The organism is Longimicrobium sp. (genome assembly GCA_036377595.1).
Classification (GTDB): Bacteria; Gemmatimonadota; Gemmatimonadetes; order Longimicrobiales; family Longimicrobiaceae; genus Longimicrobium.
On record DASUYB010000150.1, the window covers coordinates 36,182 to 52,449 of the forward strand.

The following is a 16,268-nucleotide window of genomic DNA, read 5'->3' on the forward strand; positions in this document are numbered from 1 at the left end:
ACGCATGCCGTGGATTCCTCGGGCACCACCTCTCACCGCACCGGCTGCCCCATCCCCAGGAGATTGCCCTCGCTGTCCCTGAACCACGCCCGGGTGATGATCTCTCGCTCGGCCAGCCGTGCTCCGGTCGAACGTCGACCGCACCGTTGCGCTCTCCCTCCTTCTCCCGCCTGCCGGTACGAAGGCTGCCAGCTGCCGTAAGCACCGCCAGCACGACTGCGATTACATCCACGGTGGCTCATGAAACGGCACTTCATCATAGTTCCCGGGCCCGACGGCCAGCCCGAGCTTCACCCGATGAAGCGTTGGCTGCACGCGCATCGCGCCGAGCTCCCCCCTGATTTCCCTCCTGATGGCACGTCGCACCAGCTCCGCGGAGCGCTTCGCCGGCTCGGCTGGATCGTGCGCGAAGGCGAGGAGGACGTGCGCGTCTACCGGCCGGGAGACCAGGCCGCCGCGCAAGCCGCCACGCCATTGCCGGCCACCACCCGCCAGAAAGCGGCGACGGCCCTCACGGGTGAGCGCACGTGGGTACGCGGACTCGTGCCGCAACTTCAGGCGGCACTCGGCGAGGCCGATCCCGCGCTGGAGGTCCGTGAGGGGTATCGGCTGCCGTACACGCGCCAGATCGTGAGCTACTACGGGGCGGAGCCGCACCACCAGACCGACATGCGCTACGAGACCGATCTCCTGATCGTGGAGCGGCTCTCCGGCGCATGGATTCCGCGCGTGGTCGTCGAGGCCAAGCTGGGCTCCGTCACCACGCACGACGCCATCACCTACAGCCAGAAGGCGGCCACCCACAAGCACGTGCATCCGTACCTCCGTTACGGGATCTTCCTCGGCCGGCGTGCTCACCACCCCCTCCCCGGCAGGCTCTTCCGCCACGGCACGCATTTCGACTTCATGCTGTCGTGGACGGGACTTGAGCCCAGCGCGGAGGAGTTCGAGCAGTTCAGAACCCTGTTGCTGGAAGAAGTCGATGCATCGCGCCTACTCCAGGACTTGATGTTCAACACCCGGAGGCGGGCTCGCGCGCGCTTCTCGTTTCTGCGGCGGCCCCTCGTCGTCCAGTAAAGACCACGGCCGTCCGCGCGAGTGCGAACGGCCGTCTCGTCGAGGGTGCCAGCGCGCAGGCTCCTACGGCCCGTCCTCCTCGGCCGGCTTCTCGCGGGCGGCGCGGGCGGCGGACGGGGTGCGGCTGACCAGCGCGTGGAGGAGCTGCTCGTCCGACTCGTAGAGATCGCGCCGGAACTGCACCGCGCCCGCATCGTCCACCCACGCGGTGCGGTAGAAGATGTAGACGGGGATCGGCGCGGCCAGCGCCACGCCGCGCTCCTTCTCCCGCCCGGCCACCGCCTCCACCGAATCGCGCGACCACCCGTTCCGCGCCAGCGCCCACATCGCCAGCTCGAGCGGCTTCTCCACCCGCACGCACCCGTGGCTGAACGCGCGCTCGTCGCGCTGGAAGAGCGACGGCGACGACGTGTCGTGCAGGTACACGTTGTAGGGGTTGGGGAAGAGGAACTTCACCTCGCCCAGCGGGTTGCGCGCGCCCGGCACCTGCCGGTAGCGCACGCCCGCGCCGTCGCGCACCGCCTCGATCCCCTCGCGCGCGAAGTACGACGGGTCGCGCCGCTGCCGCGGCAGCACCTCTCTGGCCAGGATGCTCGGGGGGATGTTCCAGTAGGGGTTGAAGACGACGGTGGTCATCGCCGCGCCGAAGATGGGCGTGCGCCAGTCGTCCTTCCCCGCGATCACCCGGCTCTCCAGCGCCACCTCCCCGTCCTCGATCGCGCGCAGCTCGAACGCGGGGATGAAGACCGCCACGAAGCGGTCGCCCAGCGCGGCGGGGAGCCAGCGCTCGCGCTCCAGCGACGCGCGCAGCTGCTCGACGCGCTTCTCGGCGGCGACGTTCAGCGCCGCGCGCGTCGCGGGCCCCACCACGCCGTCGTCGCTGTAGCCGAAGCGGCGCTGGAAACCCTTCACCACCTCCACCATCGCGCTGTCGTAGGTCACCACGCCCGCGTCGCCGGGGACCGCCGCTTCGGCCGCCAGCCGCGCGCGCAGCACGCCGATCTCGTCGCCCTCGTCGCCCGGGTGCAGCGTGCGGGTGGAGAGCGATGGCCATCCCCCCTGCTGCACCACCTGGCGATACCGCGCCAGCGCCTGCCGCAGCCGCCCGTACTGCGCCGTCTGCGGCCGTTGCGCCACCAGCGCGCCGGCGATGCGCCCGCTGCGCAGCGCCTGCGCGAGAGCCGCCGGCAGGTCGGCGTCGCGCCCGGGCGTGGTCCATGCGGGGTGGACGGCGCGCGGCGGCACGCGCCCGGCCACCAGGTCGTGCCCGATGGAGAGGAACGCGTCCGTGAGCAGCAGGTCCAGCTCGGCGCGGTCCTCCGGCGACAGCCGCCGCCGCCGCTCGTCGAGGAGGCGGCGGAGCGGGCGGGCATGGTAGTCGTCCGGCTCCAGCCCGTCGGAGGTGATCCCGTCCACGAACGCCGCCATCGCCCCCGCCACGGGGAGCGCCGCGGTCGGCGCGCTCCACGCCGGGCGGTACGCCGCCGACGCGTAGAACTGCCGGACGGCGGCGGGCGAATGCAGCTCCTCGCCGCCCGCGGAGAGCGTCCCCTGCCGCTCGACGCGCGCGCGGATCAGCACGCCCGCCGTGTCTCCCTGCGCGCGCGCCTCCCCGCCCCCGCCCACCATCGCGGCGATCACGAGCAGGGCGGCGGCGATGCGGCGCGCGCATCGCGCGTCGGCGGCGCTGCGTGTACCGGCTACGGTGTGGCTCATCGTCTCGGTGGGTGGATGGGGCGGCGGGGCGGGATGGGCAGCGGGTCCTCTCCCGATCAGCCCTCTGGAAGGATGCTCACGGGGTCGCCGCATGGCTGTGGGGGGATCGCTGCAGCCGCTGTCGGCAAGGAAATGTACGACAAAGGGGGAGATGGGAAAAAGCCGCGCCGATCCGCCTCTCGCCCCATTGGACAAAATGGTACGTCGGGGGATGTCGATCCGTCCGAAACTCGTTCGTCGCCCCTGTAGAAGTCGGGGAGACGGGCACCGGTCACGACGACCGGACCGCCGGCCGAGAACCCAGGGAACGGAGAGACGACGATGTCGACGATGACGCTGACCCGGCGCGAGCGGAAGATAAACGCGATCCTGTGGACGGTGCAGGTGCTGCTGGCGGCGCTCTTCCTGTTCGCCGGCGGGATGAAGCTGGTGGCGCCCCCCGAGATGCTGAAGGGCCCGGGGATCCAGTTCCCGCTGGAGTTCCTCCGCTTCATCGGCGTGTGCGAGTTCGCAGGCGGGCTCGGGCTGATCCTTCCCGGCCTGCTGCGCATCCGCACCGGCCTGACGCCGCTGGCCGCCGCGGGGCTGGTGATCATCATGATCGGCGCGGTGTCCACCACGCTGATCGGCGGGCTGGGCGCGGCGGGCGCGACCGTCCCGTTCGTCACCGGCGTCCTGGCCGCCTCGGTGGCGTACGGCCGCACGCGCCGGGTGCCGCTGCGCACCTCGCCGCGCCGCCGCCTGGCCCTCCAGCCGGCCGCCTGATCTCCCGGATCTGCAAAACAGACAGGCTCACGCAAAGTCAGCAGGGTCAGCAGAGAGACCAGCGTCAGTTCTCTGCTGACCCTGCTTGCCTTGGCCTTTGCGCTCGGAATTCTGTCGCCCAACTGCCGCACGCCCCGATGGTCGCGCGATGTTGACGCGCCCAGCCGGAGGCGTGGGAGAACACAAGCGTTCGTCTGAATACGTGGGCGATCTGGCAGATGAATCCAAGAAAAAATTGAATTCCGAATTGCAGCAGGAGGCGTTCGTGCGTATATTAATCGCCCCTTTAGAGAAGATCTATACAACCGCGCGCGAGGCCGTCACAATGCGCATCTCACGGAAGATCATCCTCCTCGCCACCCTCTCGGCGGCTCTCGCCGCCTGCTCGGACACGACGCCGAACCCGGTTACACCACAATCGCAAGTCATGAGGCGCCCGAGCTTTACGCACTCGGATGCAGGACGGACAGCCTATACATACATCGAGGTGAAGAAAAACGGCCGGGCGAAGTTGTACCGGGTGAAGATCAAGAGGGGCACAAGATCGATCGAGTTCGAAACGGTCGCTGAGGAGACGAACACGACCAGTTCCGTGGGATCGACCTGCGATGACCCCACTCTGCCTGGCTGTGAGACCAACCCGGAAGATCCAAGTGGGAGCACCGGCATCATTACAGGCGAACTGGATATTGATGGCATTGTCACGGACACGGTCGATACAGGCCTGCCATGGAATCCGTCTTATAGCAGTGCCGGTTGGGATGGGACAGGATTCCACTGTAAGAGCACGATCGACGGTATGCATTTCAACTGGAAAAATCACTATTTCGAAACCGAAGGCGAAAGTCAGTACATGGGCAGGATTCCTTCCAGCATCGCTGGCGTAGTCAAAGGCCGCTACTCGTTGCCGAACGGGCCATGGCTCTCAACGGATGGCCGGGCGCGGATCTGGTCCGGCACCGTCGATGCGAACTGTTATTTTGAGTATGCCCAGTCCGGGTTTTTCCTCATCGAAGCTGGTTTCATTGTCGTGTACAGGTTCAACGGCGATTATGAGGAGCTCGGCAGCGATGCGACCTTCGCCTCGCACGAGGGCGGCTCGGAATACGGTGGAGAGGTCTACCACAGCCTCGACGCGCTCCGATCTGGTGACCCGGCAGCGTATGCGGTTGTGAGATCGTATCTGGATACCGGTAACTGCACGGAAGGTTGGGTCATTGTCATCGACGGAGTGCGAGTATGCTGACACTCGCGGCTTGCTTCGCATGCGTCGTGGCGCTGGACACGACTCCCAGGCCAGCGCTGCGGATCTCGCCCACTGACCCGAAAGAGGACACGGCCACCGTGGCGGATACGCTGCCTTCCGGGAATCGATTCAGCCTCCCGTTTACGCGAGAGGAGTTCAAGCGTTCGCTACAGTTCATGATGACCGCGGATGAGGCCGAGGTTCGCACCCGCATCCTGTATGAGCCTGACCGCGAAGCGATCGGGATCTGGATCGCAGACCTGAACCTCCTCCTGCTCGCTGCGCTCAGCGACGACGTGGCACAGCGGGTAATCGCGTATCGTCCTGAACTGCGAGACGCTGTGCTGCGGGTGAGAGAGAATCCAGAGGCGTTTACAGCGGCTTTCCGAAGAAACCCGCCATCGCCGTAAATCGGAGGCATATGGCCGCACCGTCACCTGGCGCTCCAGATCGAAAAACAGACAGGGTCACGCAGAGTCAGCAGGGTCAGCAGAGAACCGCTTCAGTTTCTCTGCTGACCCTGCTGACTCTGCGTGAGCCGAATTCTCTTACGTACTTATCCCACCACGCCGGGGACGTGGACCACGGCGGGGCCGGAGGTGTGATGCGCGCCGCCGTTGATCCGCAGCACCAGCGTGGCCGTGCCGTTGGGCCGCAGCTCGTCGACGCCGGTGGACACGTTCGCGCGCACGTCCATCCCCCGCTCCACCGACACCTCGAACGCCGTGGCCGGATCCAGCAGCCAGTCGCGCACCTGGGCGCAGAGGGCGTCGGCGGCCAGCCGCCGCTGCTCGGGCGATAGCGCACTGGGATCGATCATCGCGGTTGCCTCCGGGCTGCGGCTCCCTCTCCACCCTCTCCGCCCCGCACCACCGCAAGCTCCGTTCGCGCCCACCGCCGGGTGACGCGCCAATGGGCAGAAGTGCCCATGCGTCCGCCTCCCCGACGGGGCATCGTGGAGGGCCGCGCACTCGCGCGGCTGCCCGCGCGCGCCCATCTCCCGCGGCGCGCTGGATCCCGCCCCTTCGATCGCGACAGGCCTCCTCATGCTGCACACCTTCATCGCGCTCACGCTGGCCGCTTCGGTGCCGGCGCCGCCGTCCCGCATCCCCATCTCCCATCATCCCGTACTCGACACCACCGACACGCGGCCGGGGGTGGCGGTGCTGCCGTTCTTCAACGGCGGCTCACTCGGCGGGAGGACGCAGGAGGACCTGTCGGCGCTGGAGGTGGGGGTGCAGCAGATGCTGATGACCGAGCTGGAGCAGAACTCGGCGCTGCGCATCGTGGACCGCGCCGTGCTGCGGCAGATCCTGGAGGAGCAGAACCTGGCCACCGCCGGCCGCGTGGATGCGGCCACGGCCGCGCGGGTGGGGAGGCTGGTAGGCGCGCGCTACGTGATCAAGGGCTCGTTCATGAACCTGGACGGCCAGTTCCGGCTGGACGGTCACGTGGTGGACACGGAGACGAGCGAGCTGGTGAAGGCGCAGCAGGTGTACGGCCGCCGGCGCGACCTCTTCCATCTGCTGGTGGACCTGGCGGGGATGATCACGCGCGACGTGCGCCTCCCGCCGCTGCCGCGCGACGTCGCCACCGCGCGGGCGCGGCTCTACGTGCCCAACGAGGCCGCGCTGAAGTACTCGCAGGCGCTGCGGCTGGCGGAGAGCGGCCGCAACCGCGAGGCGATGGAGCTCTATCGCGAGATCGTGCGGCGCTTCCCGGACTACACGCCGGCGGGCGTCAGGCTGCAGCAGTTGGAGAGCGCCGCGCGGTGATCCAGGATCTCCGGATCAACTGTGCATCAGAAGAAGGAGTGTCATTCCGAAGGCGCTGCGCCGTCCTGTGCTCCATGCCGTATTCGTGGCGCCTGAGGAATCTGTGGCATGCGTCCGAGCGAAAGGCGGCCTTTCGCTCGGACGCATGCCACAGATTCCTCGGGCGCCGCCCGGCATCAGCGCGGTTGAAGGTTCGGAGCAGCGGCGCCACTGAATAGAAAATAAATCGCCGAAGCCGTTGCGGTGCAGGCGATTATAATTTTCATCCTCCGTGGTCGCGCGCAGCGCGGTGTATGACTCGGAATGACATCCGATCAGAATGCACGATCAATGGGTGGCAGCCGGTATGGTACCAGGCGCGGGGTGAAGGATTGGTGCGTCCCGCCGAATCTCGTGCTGCCGCGATGATAGATCCTTCGGCCTGCAACCGCTTGCTCGGACGCTGATTACGGTCTGGCCGGCCTCAGGATGACGTCAGCGCGGGACTGGGTCCAGGGGGAACCGACCCGATCCGCCCCCCTCACCGGCCCAGCAGGCGCGCCACCGCGTCAGCGGAGATGCCGAGGAGGAGCGGCCGTTCGGCCCGCGGGGCGCCGCCGTAGAGCACCGCGATCACCTGCCCGTCGGCGTCGAACACGGGGCTGCCGCTGGCGCCGGCGGCCGAGCGCGCGAACACCTCCACGCGTCCTCCCCGAACCGCGGCCAGCGTGGCGGGCGTCAGCACCAGGCGCGCCGCCTGGCCCCGCACCGGGTCGCCCGCGCCGGGAAAGCCGGCCACCATCAGGGGCGCGCCGGCGGGTAGGGTGTCGGGGCGCAGGTTCAGGCCGCGCACGGTGGGCACCGCGCCCTCGATCCCCTCCACCCGCACCAGCGCCAGGTCCGCCTCGTCCGACGCGGCGGCCAGGCGCGCCGGCCACCTCTGCGACGACGCCGCGAACTGCACCGCGATCTGCCGCGGCGTCCCCCGTCCGTTCCCGCCCGTCACCACGTGGCGGCTGGTAACCAGCAGGGCGTCGCCGCGCACCGCGAACGCCGTCCCCGTCACCACCACGCCGTCCTCGTCCTCCACGAAGATCCGCGCCACCGCCAGCCGGTTGCCCCGCCCCACGTCCACCACGCGCGGCACCGCGGCCGTGCTCTCCGCCGCCGTCGCCATGAGGGGGGATGAAGATGGAGACGCGGGTGATGCGGCCGATGGCGCAGCGTCCGGCGGGCGATGCGTCCGCGGCGTCCGTCCGCGCGGGGATGCGGATCGTGCGGCGGGGGGATCGGACGAAGATGGGAGATCGGTGAGGGACGGCGCTCCCGCCGGCGGCGATCCGGCGAGCGCGGGCGCTGGCGGCGGGGATGGCGCGGCTCCGCGCTGCGGCGCGAGACGGATCGCCGCCGCGCCCGCCAGCGTCGCGAAGATGGCCCCCGCGGCGAAGGCGGCGGGCACGCCCATGCGGCGGCGTCCACCCTCCCGCGGCGGCCGCGCGGCGGCGGGGCGGCGCGCGCCGGCCATGCGGAACTCCAGCACCGGCCCCGCGGGGCCCAGGGTGATGCGGTCGCCGTCGCGAAGCCGCGCGGGCGAGGAGACGCGGCGGCCGTTGAGCCAGGTGCCGTTGGTGCTGGCCAGGTCGCGCAGCCTCCACCCGCCGCCGTCGCGCTCGACGCGGGCGTGGTGCGCCGACACCGCGGCGTCCGACGGCCCGGCGAAGCGCAGCGCAGCGTCGGGGTGGCGGCCCACGGTGCAATCCGCGCCGGTGAGCCGCAGCACCACGCCCGCGCGCTCGCCGGTCAGCACGTGCAGCTCGGCGGCCAAGGAGGGTTTCGTCGCAGGAGGGAATCGAAGACCAGGAATCGTCCCGGATCCGGATAAAGGCATCAGGAGTCCGAAACCCCTCCCGGTGTCATCCTGAGGGAGGCGCCGCGCCGTACCATGGTGCGAGCCGAATTCTGGCGCCGACCGAAGGATCTACTCGCCGCGCGGACAAAGTCTGTTTCTTCGAGCGAATCTCCAGCCCGCCATGCAAGATCCTTCGGGCGCGCGGAGCTCGGCGAGTACGCGGTTGCGGTGCTCCGCGCCCTCAGGATGACACCGCTGGGGTGCCTCACACGATTCGCAACGTTTCACCCCGGGTGATACGGGGCCCAGCCGACGGTGTCGCCGGGCTGCGGGACGTCGAGGCCCGCGCCGTCGACGCGGATGGCGAGCACGGTGACGTTGTCGGGGCCGCCGCGGTCGTTGGCGGCGTCGACCAGCACGCGGCAGAGGTCGGCCGTGTCGTGCCAGCGCGCGGCGGCCGCGGCGATCTCGTCCGGCGCCACCGCGCGGAACAGCCCGTCGGAGCAGAGCACCAGCACGTCGCCGCGGCGCAGCTGCTGCCAGGTGAGGTCGACGGTGACGTCGGGCCGGGGCCCCAGCGCCTGCAGCAGCACGCTGGCCTGGCCGCTCCGCTCCGCCTCTTCGGCCGTGAGCGCGCCCCTGTCCATCAGCTGCTGCACCAGCGACTGGTCGCGCGTGAGCTGCGCCGCGCGCCCGCCGCGCACCAAGTACGCGCGCGAGTCGCCCACCTGCGCCAGGAACGCGCACCCGTCCAGCACCCCGGCGGCGGTGGCGGTCGTCCCCATCCCGTCGCAGGCGGGGTCGCGCCGCGCGTGGCGATGGATGGCGCCGTTCGCGTCTTCCAGCGCCTCGCGCAGCAGCGCCGCGAAGCGCGCGGGGCTGCCGTCGCGCGAGGCGGTCCACCGGTTGGAGAGCGCCGCGTAGATCGAGGCCACGGCCAGGCGGCTGGCCAGCGCGCCCGCGGCCGCGCCGCCCATCCCGTCGGCCACCACCGCCAGCAGCCCGTGCTCGCCCAGCGTGAAGCGGCGCGCCGGCTCGTCCCCGTCCGTCCCCACGCGCCAGGGGCCCTCGTCCACCGGCGCGCCCAGGTCGGCGATCAGGAACGAGTCCTGGTTCTCCCGCCGCCGCTGGCCGGGATGCGTGTGCCCGTACGCCTCGGCGTGGACGGCGCGGCCGACGGCGTAGGGGATCACGGCGCGCCCCGGCTGCACTCGTCCAGCAGGAGCGACGCGGACTCCCTCGCGACCAGCGCGAGGGAGCTCCGGGCCCACTGCACGCAGCTTTCCGCGTCGCCCAGCCGGCTGGACGCTATCGCCGCCACGTACGCCGCGTCCGCGCGCAATCTCCGCGACGCGCCGCGGCGGTACACGCCCACCGCCTGGCCGCGGATCCGCTCCAGCTCTCCCGGCCCCGCCGATCCCACCTCGTCCCCCAGCCGGTCGACCAGCGCGCGCGCAGCCACGTCCGGGTCCACCGGCGGCGGAGGAGGCGGAGGAGGCGGAGGAGGCGGGGGAGGAGGCGCGGGCGCGACCGCGACGGGGATCGGCGCTGAAGCGGAAGGCGCCGGCGCGGGCGTGGACGGGCCGGCCGTGGTGACGACCTCTCCCTGCGGCGCATCCACCGTCGCGGGCGAGGACGGCGGAGGTGCCGCGGCCACGGGCGCAGCCGCGGGCGCAACCGGCGAATCCGCGGACGCGATGGGCCCGCCTGCCCCGGCGCGCGAGCCGAGCACGCGGGGCGCGCCCCAGGCCAGCATCCCCACCGCCGCCACGCCGCCGATCGCGAACGACGTCCACCGCGCGAGAACGCGGAGCCGCGTGCCGGGCGTCGTCTCCCCCCGCCGCGCGGGGGCGGGGGTGACCACGGTGGGGGCGACGGAGACGGGATCGCCCGCGCAGATGCGGCTGATCCCCGTCAGCGGCCCGGCGGCGGCGGGCGCGGACGCCGCGGCGACGAGGGTGTCCGCGAACTCGTCCGCGCTGGCGAAGCGCTCCTCGGCGCGGCGCCGGAGCGCGCGGTCGAGCACCGCCTGCAGCGCGGGGGGCACGGAGACGCCGGGATAGACGGCGTCCAGCGGCATGGGGTCCACCGTCAGCCGCAGCTCCAGCAGCGAGGTGGTCGTCGTGGCGCGCCAGGGCTGCCCCCCGGCCAGCATCCGGTAGATGACCAGTGCCAGCGCGTACACGTCGCTGCGCCCGTCCAGCGGCGCGTTCAGCAGCTGCTCGGGGCTCATGTACTCGGGGGTGCCGATCACGAACTCGTGCCGGGTCAGGTCGCCCGCCACGCCCTCGGCCGAGCCCTTGGCGATGTCGAAGTCCACCACCTTCACCCGGTCCTCGCCGCGCGGGCCGGGCGAGATCATCACGTTCCCCGGCTTCAGGTCGCGGTGCACGATCCCCGCGTCGTGGGCGGCCTGCAGCGCCGCCGCCACCTGCCGCGCGATCTCCACCGCGCGCCCCAGCCCCAGGCGCCCCTCGCGCTCCAGCAGCTCGGCCAGCGTGCACCCCGGCACGTACTCCATCGCCAAAAAGCGCGTCCCGTCGCCCGTGTCGCCGAAGTCGTAGACGGTGCATACGTTGGGATGGAGGATGCGCGAGACGTTGCGCACGCCGCGCTCGAAGCGCGCCGCGGCCTCGGCGTCTGACTCCAGCTGCGGGCGCAGCACCTTGATGGCGTCGCGCCGGCCGATGTGCAGGTGCTCGCCGAGATAGACGGCGCCCATCGCCCCCTCGCCCAGCTTCTGGACGATGCGGTAGCGCCCGGCCAGCACGGTGCCGACCCGCGACGTCGCCGCCGCCTCGCCGGCGGCGGGCGGCACGGGCGCGGTCACCGCCGCCCCCCGCGCGCGGCGCGGTCACTCACGGCCACACCCCTCGCCCTGCTCGCGGCGCTCCACGAAGCGCACCTGCCCCTCGTAGCGCGGCACGCGCACCAGCTGCACGGGAAAGACCGGGGTGGCGAAGGTGCGGCACCCCTGCGTGGTCAGCACGAGGACGGAGAGCACCTCGCGCATCTTCCCGTCGGCGCCGGGCTCCTTGCGCACCCCCACGCTGTCCACGCGGATGCGGTCGTTGGCGCTCATCCGCCCGGCGGCCACCGCCAGCACCATCTCCCTGCGGAAGTCCACCTGCGGCGGCGGAAGCGGCGCGCTCTGCCCGCGGGTGGCGTTGCGCCAGAGCGAGCCCAGCGCCGCGGCGTCGCGCACCACCAGCCGCAGCGAGTCGCGCACGCCGCCCGCGTCGTCGTCGTACACCACCGCCGCCTGGGGCACCGGCTTCAGCGCCGGCTTCCCCTTCCCGCACGCGGCGGAGATCGCGGCGGCGAAGAGGAAGAGGGGGATGAACAGCGGTCGGGGGATGGGGATGGAAGAAGGCCGGCTCATGAGACCATCCTCGAGACGCAGGAAAGGCCGCGGAGGAACGACGGATCGAAGACGGGAACGCCGCGGGCGAAGGTGACGTCGAGCACCAGCGGCTGCTGCGCGCCGGGAACGCGCCAGCGCACCAGCCAGTGCCCGTCGCCCGCGGCCTGCCACTGCCCCTGGGCGAACAGGCGGAAGGGGGCCCACCCCCCCGCCGCCTGGGCCACGACCACCTCGGCCCCGCCCACCAGGGCGGTGACCTGCGCGTCGCCCGCGCCGCCGTGCCACTCGAACGGCTCCGACGCGGCGAAGGTGCGGGTGAAGCGGCGGGTGCGCCCCTCGAAGGTCACCCCCACCTCGGGGATCTCGGGCGAGGTCTGCGGGCGCACGCGGAAGACGACCTCGGGCCCGGCGCCGGAGGGGTCGTACAGCGCGCCGGAGAAGTCGGTGGCCGCGCCCAGGAAGCGGCGGAAGGCCGCCGTCGGCGGCGGGTCCGCGCCCATCTTCGGCTCCCACCGCCGCCCCTGCCTCACCACCACGCCGGAGACGTTGCCCAGCAGCTCGACCAGCGCGCTGTTCCCCGGCTGGAACACCGCGGCCACGTCGTCGAGCTCCGCCTCGCGCCCGGCGGAGGGCGAGAAGGGATACAGGTCCGCCAGCGCGGCGAAGCCGCGGCAGAAATGCGCGGCGGCCGCGTTGGGGTCGGGCGGGGGGCGGCCGTCGGCGCCGAGGGTCGGCACCTCGCCCTTCGCCTTGTCGATCACCCCCTGCGCGTACTGGATGGGCGCGCGCAGCAGCGCCTGCACCGCCGTGGCCGAGCTCCCCGCCACGGCGTCGGTGCGGAACTCCTGCGCCAGCTTGCGCGCCTCGGCCTCGGCCGCGCCGGCGGCCGTTCCCGCGTCGTTCAGCGCCTGGCCCTTCTGCGCCAGCGGCGCGGTGACGGCCTGCTGCAGCGCCGAGCGCAGGTTCCCCAGCGCCAGCAGGTACCCGGCGGTGGCATCTCCCGCCACGCGGTCGGTGAGGGTGGGCGGCACGGCGGCGTGCACGGGCTGGAAGTGGACGCCCACCTGCGCCGAATCCACCGCCGTGTGCTTCGAGACCAGGGAGAGCAGCTGCAGGATCGGCGAGTTGTTCCCCGACAGCGGCTCCAGCCGCGCCACCGCGTCCTCCAGGCCGGCGAAGGGAAGGACGCGGCCGTTGCCGAGGAACGAGCGCCAGTGGCCCACGTAGTCTTCCAGGTAGCGCGCCTGCAGCTCGCGCTCGAGCCGGGCGCGGTCGCCGGGGGACACCGTCTGCGGACCCAGCACCCAGTCCTCGCGCTTCAGCAGCCGCTCCACGTCCCCCACATGCCCGCGCACGTAGGCCCACCCGTCGCGGGTGAAGGGCCCCGGCACCTCGTACAGGTCGGCCACCACGCGCCCGGCCAGCGGGAACTCGCGCCCGAAGCTCACGTTCTGCGAATGCGCGGCGGCCTCGGACAGGAGGATGCGGTAGATGGCGTCGGAGCGCGCGAACTTCCCCAGGAACTCGCGGCTGGCGGCCACGCGGCGGTCGTCGAGCGTGGGCTGGAAGGGATTCCCCCGCGGCAGCTCGGCGCCGAAGAAGGCGAACTGGCGCCGGGCCACCTCCAGGCGCGCGGCGTCGACCGCCGACGCGGGGGCCCAGTGGCGCGCCAGCACGGTGTCCATGAACTCGGCCGTGCCGTGCTGCGGGTGGCTGGTGGTGATGAGGTACGCCTTCAGGTCGTCGTAGGTGCGCGTGTACTCCGACGCCTCGTTCGGCTCGGCGGGGAGATTGTCGAGCGCGGCGACCAGGGCGGAGCGGGTGCGCGTCCACAGCTGCCGGTCGAAGGTGGCGAAGTACACCCGCCGCAGGTGCGGGAAGGCGTCGTCGCCGGCGAACAATCCCCAGGTCAGCCACAGCGGGGCCCCCTCGCGCGTGTAGCGCCCGATCGTCGCCGCGTCGCCGCGGAGCGCGTCCAGCCGGCGCAGCGCATTGAGCGAGGCCAGCGCGGCGGGGTCCACCGGCGCGGCCTGCGCCTCGCGCGCCGCCTCCACCGACCGGGCCAGGAGCCCGCGGTTCTTGCTCCACGAGACGGTGAAGCCCACCGCCGCCACCAGCGCCGCGGCAGCCACCGACACGGCGAGCGTCCGCCGCAGCGCGTTCACCCGCGTCCCCCCCGCCGTGGCCGCCATGGCCGCGCGGTCGCGCAGGATCACGTCGCCGAACACGCGCGGGCCGAACGCCCACTCGGCCACCTCGCGCAGGGAGCCGCGCGCCACGGGCGCCGGCTGGGGCGCCAGCAGGCTGCGCTGGCCGAACACGCCGGAGGCGCCCAGCGCCACCTGCCCCGGGCCGGGAGCGGGGCCCGCCGCGTCCGCCTCGTCGCCCGCGGACGCGAGGACGGTGCGCACGCCGGAGAAGTAGAAGCCGCGCAGGAACGGGCTCACGTGCAGCGGGCTGGGGCGGCACACCTCCACCAGGAAGTGCGTGGCCAGCTCGGAGACCTTGCGCAGCTCGCGCGGGAACTCGTACGCGCCGCCGCGCGCCTCCTCTCGCGCCTCGCGGGGGAGGAGGTCGAGCTGCGCCAGCGCCAGCGAGCGCTGCATCGCCCGCAGCGCCTCGCCCGCGCGGCGCGCGGCGAACTCGGCGTACAGCCCGGCGGCGGGCGCGTCGGCCAGGGGGAAGGTGGCGCCCAGCACCTCGCGCGCCTCGTCCCGGGTCATCCCCCGCACGTAGTCGGCGAAGTAGGGGATGCGGTCGGCGCGGGTGAAGAGCACGTAGACCGGGAGGCGCACGCCCAGCTCCTGCGCCAGGCCGGCCAGCCGCGCGCGGATGCGGCGCGCGGCCGCGGGAACGGCGTCGGCGGCGCCGGGGCGCAGCAGCTCGTCGCAGGCGAAGCAGACCACGGCCGCGCGCGGCGCCTGCGCGCCCCGCGCCAGCGCGGCGGCCAGACGGCTGGGCTGGAGGTGGCGCACCAGCCGGGCCCAGCGCCCGTCGTCGTCCACCACCCCCGCGCCCGGCTCCAGGAAGAGGGTGTCGCGCGCGTACCAGACGTTGATCCCCTGCGTGGGCACCACCGCGCCGCCGCGCTCCACCTCGCCTGCCAGCAGCTCGGGCTCGGTGCCGGAGTGGACGACGGTCGAGGTCTTGGCGCTCCCCGCGGGCCCCATCACCAGCACCACGGGAAGCGAGGCGATGCGCGACGAGCCCGCCAGCGCCGACGACGCCAGGCGCGCCTCTGCCGCGGCCATGGCCTCGGCGATCTCGTCGGGCGCGTCCGGCGCGGCGGGCATGCGGCGGCTGCGCGCGGCCACGTAGAGGAAGATGAGGACGGCGGCCGCGATCCCCAGCACCGCCAGCCCGCCGCGCACGATCCACAGGTCGCGCCCCGCCACCTTCAGCCAGCCGGCCGACCACACGGCGGCGGCGAAGACGAGGAGCACCGTGAGCGCGGCCAGCCAGGCCTTCTTCTGCTTCATCGCTGCGCTGCGGGTTGAAGGAATCTTGATCGGGTCCTGCGATTCAGTCGCCCATCGAATGTCCGTCCCGACGTCCTAAGTCCTAAGTCCTGAGTCCTAAGTCCTAAGTGCTGAGAAGCGCAGTCTCACCCCGGCCCGCCGGCCAGCCGCGCGATCTCGCGCACCCACGACGACAGGTTCAGGGTGGCGGCGACGTAGAGCACCACCGCCAGCACCGCCAGGGCCAGCGCGGCCAGCCAGAGGCGGCGCACCCACGGGTCGCGCGCGGCGGGGACGGCCTCGTCCACCGGCAGCGTCCACGCGGGCGACAGCGCGCCGCGCGGGCCGCGGACGCGCGCCACCTTCTCGCGCGCGGCGCGCAGCCGCGCGTCCAGGCTGCCGCGGTCGGCCACGGCGTAGCGCCCGCGGAAGCCCAGCAGCAGGCAGAGGATGAACACCTCCAGCACGTCGGCCGTCTCCTCCGAGTCCTGCCGCCCCAACAGCTCGTCCAGCCGGGTGAAGAAGGTCTCGCCGGCCATGTGGTCGCCGAACACCTCTTCCTGCAGCGACTGGCTGGCCCATCCCGCCAGCGCCGGCTCGCCCGAGTTCAGCACCGACTCGTCGATCAGCGCAATGCTGGCGAAGGTCGCCATCTCCAGCGACGAGCGGTCGTAGCCGGCGCGCGCGCCCTCGCGGTCGGCGGCGGCCAGCAGGTGCTTGATCTGCGCGCGGAAGGCGCCGGCGTCGGCCACGCGGCTGCGGTGGGCGCGCAGCCGCACGGCCGCGGTGAACACCTCCTGCAGCGCCATGGCCAGCTCGCCGCGGCGGGCGCGGGCGCCGGACGGGGCGGCGGTCGGTGCGGCCTGGATCGGGGGCTCGAGCGTGGTGACCATCGGCAGGATCAGGCGGGAGAATGAACGGACGGCGTACGGCGAAAGGGCCGCGAGTGCTCTTCGCGCCAGTCTACCGGGCCGGGAGATGCCGGTCATGGGCAGTTCTGCCCATTTGCCGCGCCTGGCGCGATCGGCCGTGCATTTCG

13 protein-coding genes are annotated in these 16,268 nt (G+C 72.4%); 5 read left to right on the forward strand and 8 right to left on the reverse strand.

The features are described from left to right. Nucleotides 1-297: 297 nt before the first annotated feature. Complete coding sequence (locus VF092_26460; GenBank protein ID HEX6750858.1) at nucleotides 298-1,077, forward strand: hypothetical protein; 780 nt, start codon at nucleotides 298-300, stop codon at nucleotides 1,075-1,077. A 63-nt stretch (nucleotides 1,078-1,140) separates the two neighbouring features. Here VF092_26460 and VF092_26465 read toward each other — a convergent pair whose 3' ends face one another. Next, complete coding sequence (locus tag VF092_26465; protein HEX6750859.1) at nucleotides 1,141-2,793, reverse strand: L,D-transpeptidase family protein; 1,653 nt, start codon at nucleotides 2,791-2,793, stop codon at nucleotides 1,141-1,143. 321 nt (nucleotides 2,794-3,114) lie between these two features. On the opposite strand from VF092_26465, the gene VF092_26470 reads away from it, so the two are divergent. The 3 genes from VF092_26470 to VF092_26480 all read left to right on the forward strand — a co-directional run bounded on the left by VF092_26470 (nucleotide 3,115) and on the right by VF092_26480 (nucleotide 5,214). Continuing rightward, nucleotides 3,115-3,558: a DoxX family protein gene (locus VF092_26470; GenBank protein HEX6750860.1), complete on the forward strand. Its 444-nt coding sequence runs from the start codon at nucleotides 3,115-3,117 to the stop codon at nucleotides 3,556-3,558. Between the two features lie 172 nt (nucleotides 3,559-3,730). Then, nucleotides 3,731-4,804, forward strand: a complete 1,074-nt coding sequence (locus tag VF092_26475) for a hypothetical protein (GenBank protein HEX6750861.1) — start codon at nucleotides 3,731-3,733, stop codon at nucleotides 4,802-4,804. 98 nt (nucleotides 4,805-4,902) lie between these two features. Then, complete coding sequence (locus VF092_26480) at nucleotides 4,903-5,214, forward strand: hypothetical protein (protein ID HEX6750862.1); 312 nt, start codon at nucleotides 4,903-4,905, stop codon at nucleotides 5,212-5,214. A gap of 146 nt (nucleotides 5,215-5,360) precedes the next feature. Here the strand turns inward: VF092_26480 and VF092_26485 are convergent, their stop codons facing one another. Next, on the reverse strand, nucleotides 5,361-5,624 hold the full coding sequence (locus VF092_26485; GenBank protein HEX6750863.1) for a hypothetical protein: 264 nt from the start codon (nucleotides 5,622-5,624) through the stop codon (nucleotides 5,361-5,363). A gap of 226 nt (nucleotides 5,625-5,850) precedes the next feature. Here VF092_26485 and VF092_26490 point away from each other — a divergent pair, with 226 nt between their 5' ends. Beyond that, nucleotides 5,851-6,579 (forward strand): CsgG/HfaB family protein, encoded by a 729-nt coding sequence (locus tag VF092_26490; GenBank protein ID HEX6750864.1) that lies wholly within the window; start codon nucleotides 5,851-5,853, stop codon nucleotides 6,577-6,579. Nucleotides 6,580-7,099: 520 nt separating this feature from the next. Here VF092_26490 and VF092_26495 read toward each other — a convergent pair. The 6 genes from VF092_26495 to VF092_26520 all read right to left on the reverse strand — a co-directional run bounded on the left by VF092_26495 (nucleotide 7,100) and on the right by VF092_26520 (nucleotide 16,122). Then, entirely contained in the window at nucleotides 7,100-8,383 is a 1,284-nt protein-coding gene (locus VF092_26495; protein HEX6750865.1) for an FHA domain-containing protein, read from the reverse strand. A 308-nt stretch (nucleotides 8,384-8,691) separates the two neighbouring features. Further along, on the reverse strand, nucleotides 8,692-9,600 hold the full coding sequence (locus VF092_26500; protein HEX6750866.1) for a protein phosphatase 2C domain-containing protein: 909 nt from the start codon (nucleotides 9,598-9,600) through the stop codon (nucleotides 8,692-8,694). Further along, on the reverse strand, nucleotides 9,597-11,237 hold the full coding sequence (locus VF092_26505) for a serine/threonine-protein kinase (protein HEX6750867.1): 1,641 nt from the start codon (nucleotides 11,235-11,237) through the stop codon (nucleotides 9,597-9,599). Before VF092_26505 ends, VF092_26500 begins: the two co-directional genes overlap by 4 nt. Before the next feature lie 24 nt (nucleotides 11,238-11,261). Next, a complete protein-coding gene (locus tag VF092_26510) occupies nucleotides 11,262-11,789 on the reverse strand; it encodes a hypothetical protein (protein ID HEX6750868.1) in 528 nt (175 codons plus the stop codon). Beyond that, complete coding sequence (locus VF092_26515; GenBank protein ID HEX6750869.1) at nucleotides 11,786-15,250, reverse strand: ImcF-related family protein; 3,465 nt, start codon at nucleotides 15,248-15,250, stop codon at nucleotides 11,786-11,788. Before VF092_26515 ends, VF092_26510 begins: the two co-directional genes overlap by 4 nt. Before the next feature lie 125 nt (nucleotides 15,251-15,375). Then, complete coding sequence (locus tag VF092_26520) at nucleotides 15,376-16,122, reverse strand: DotU family type IV/VI secretion system protein (GenBank protein ID HEX6750870.1); 747 nt, start codon at nucleotides 16,120-16,122, stop codon at nucleotides 15,376-15,378. Between the last annotated feature and the right edge of the window lie 146 nt (nucleotides 16,123-16,268).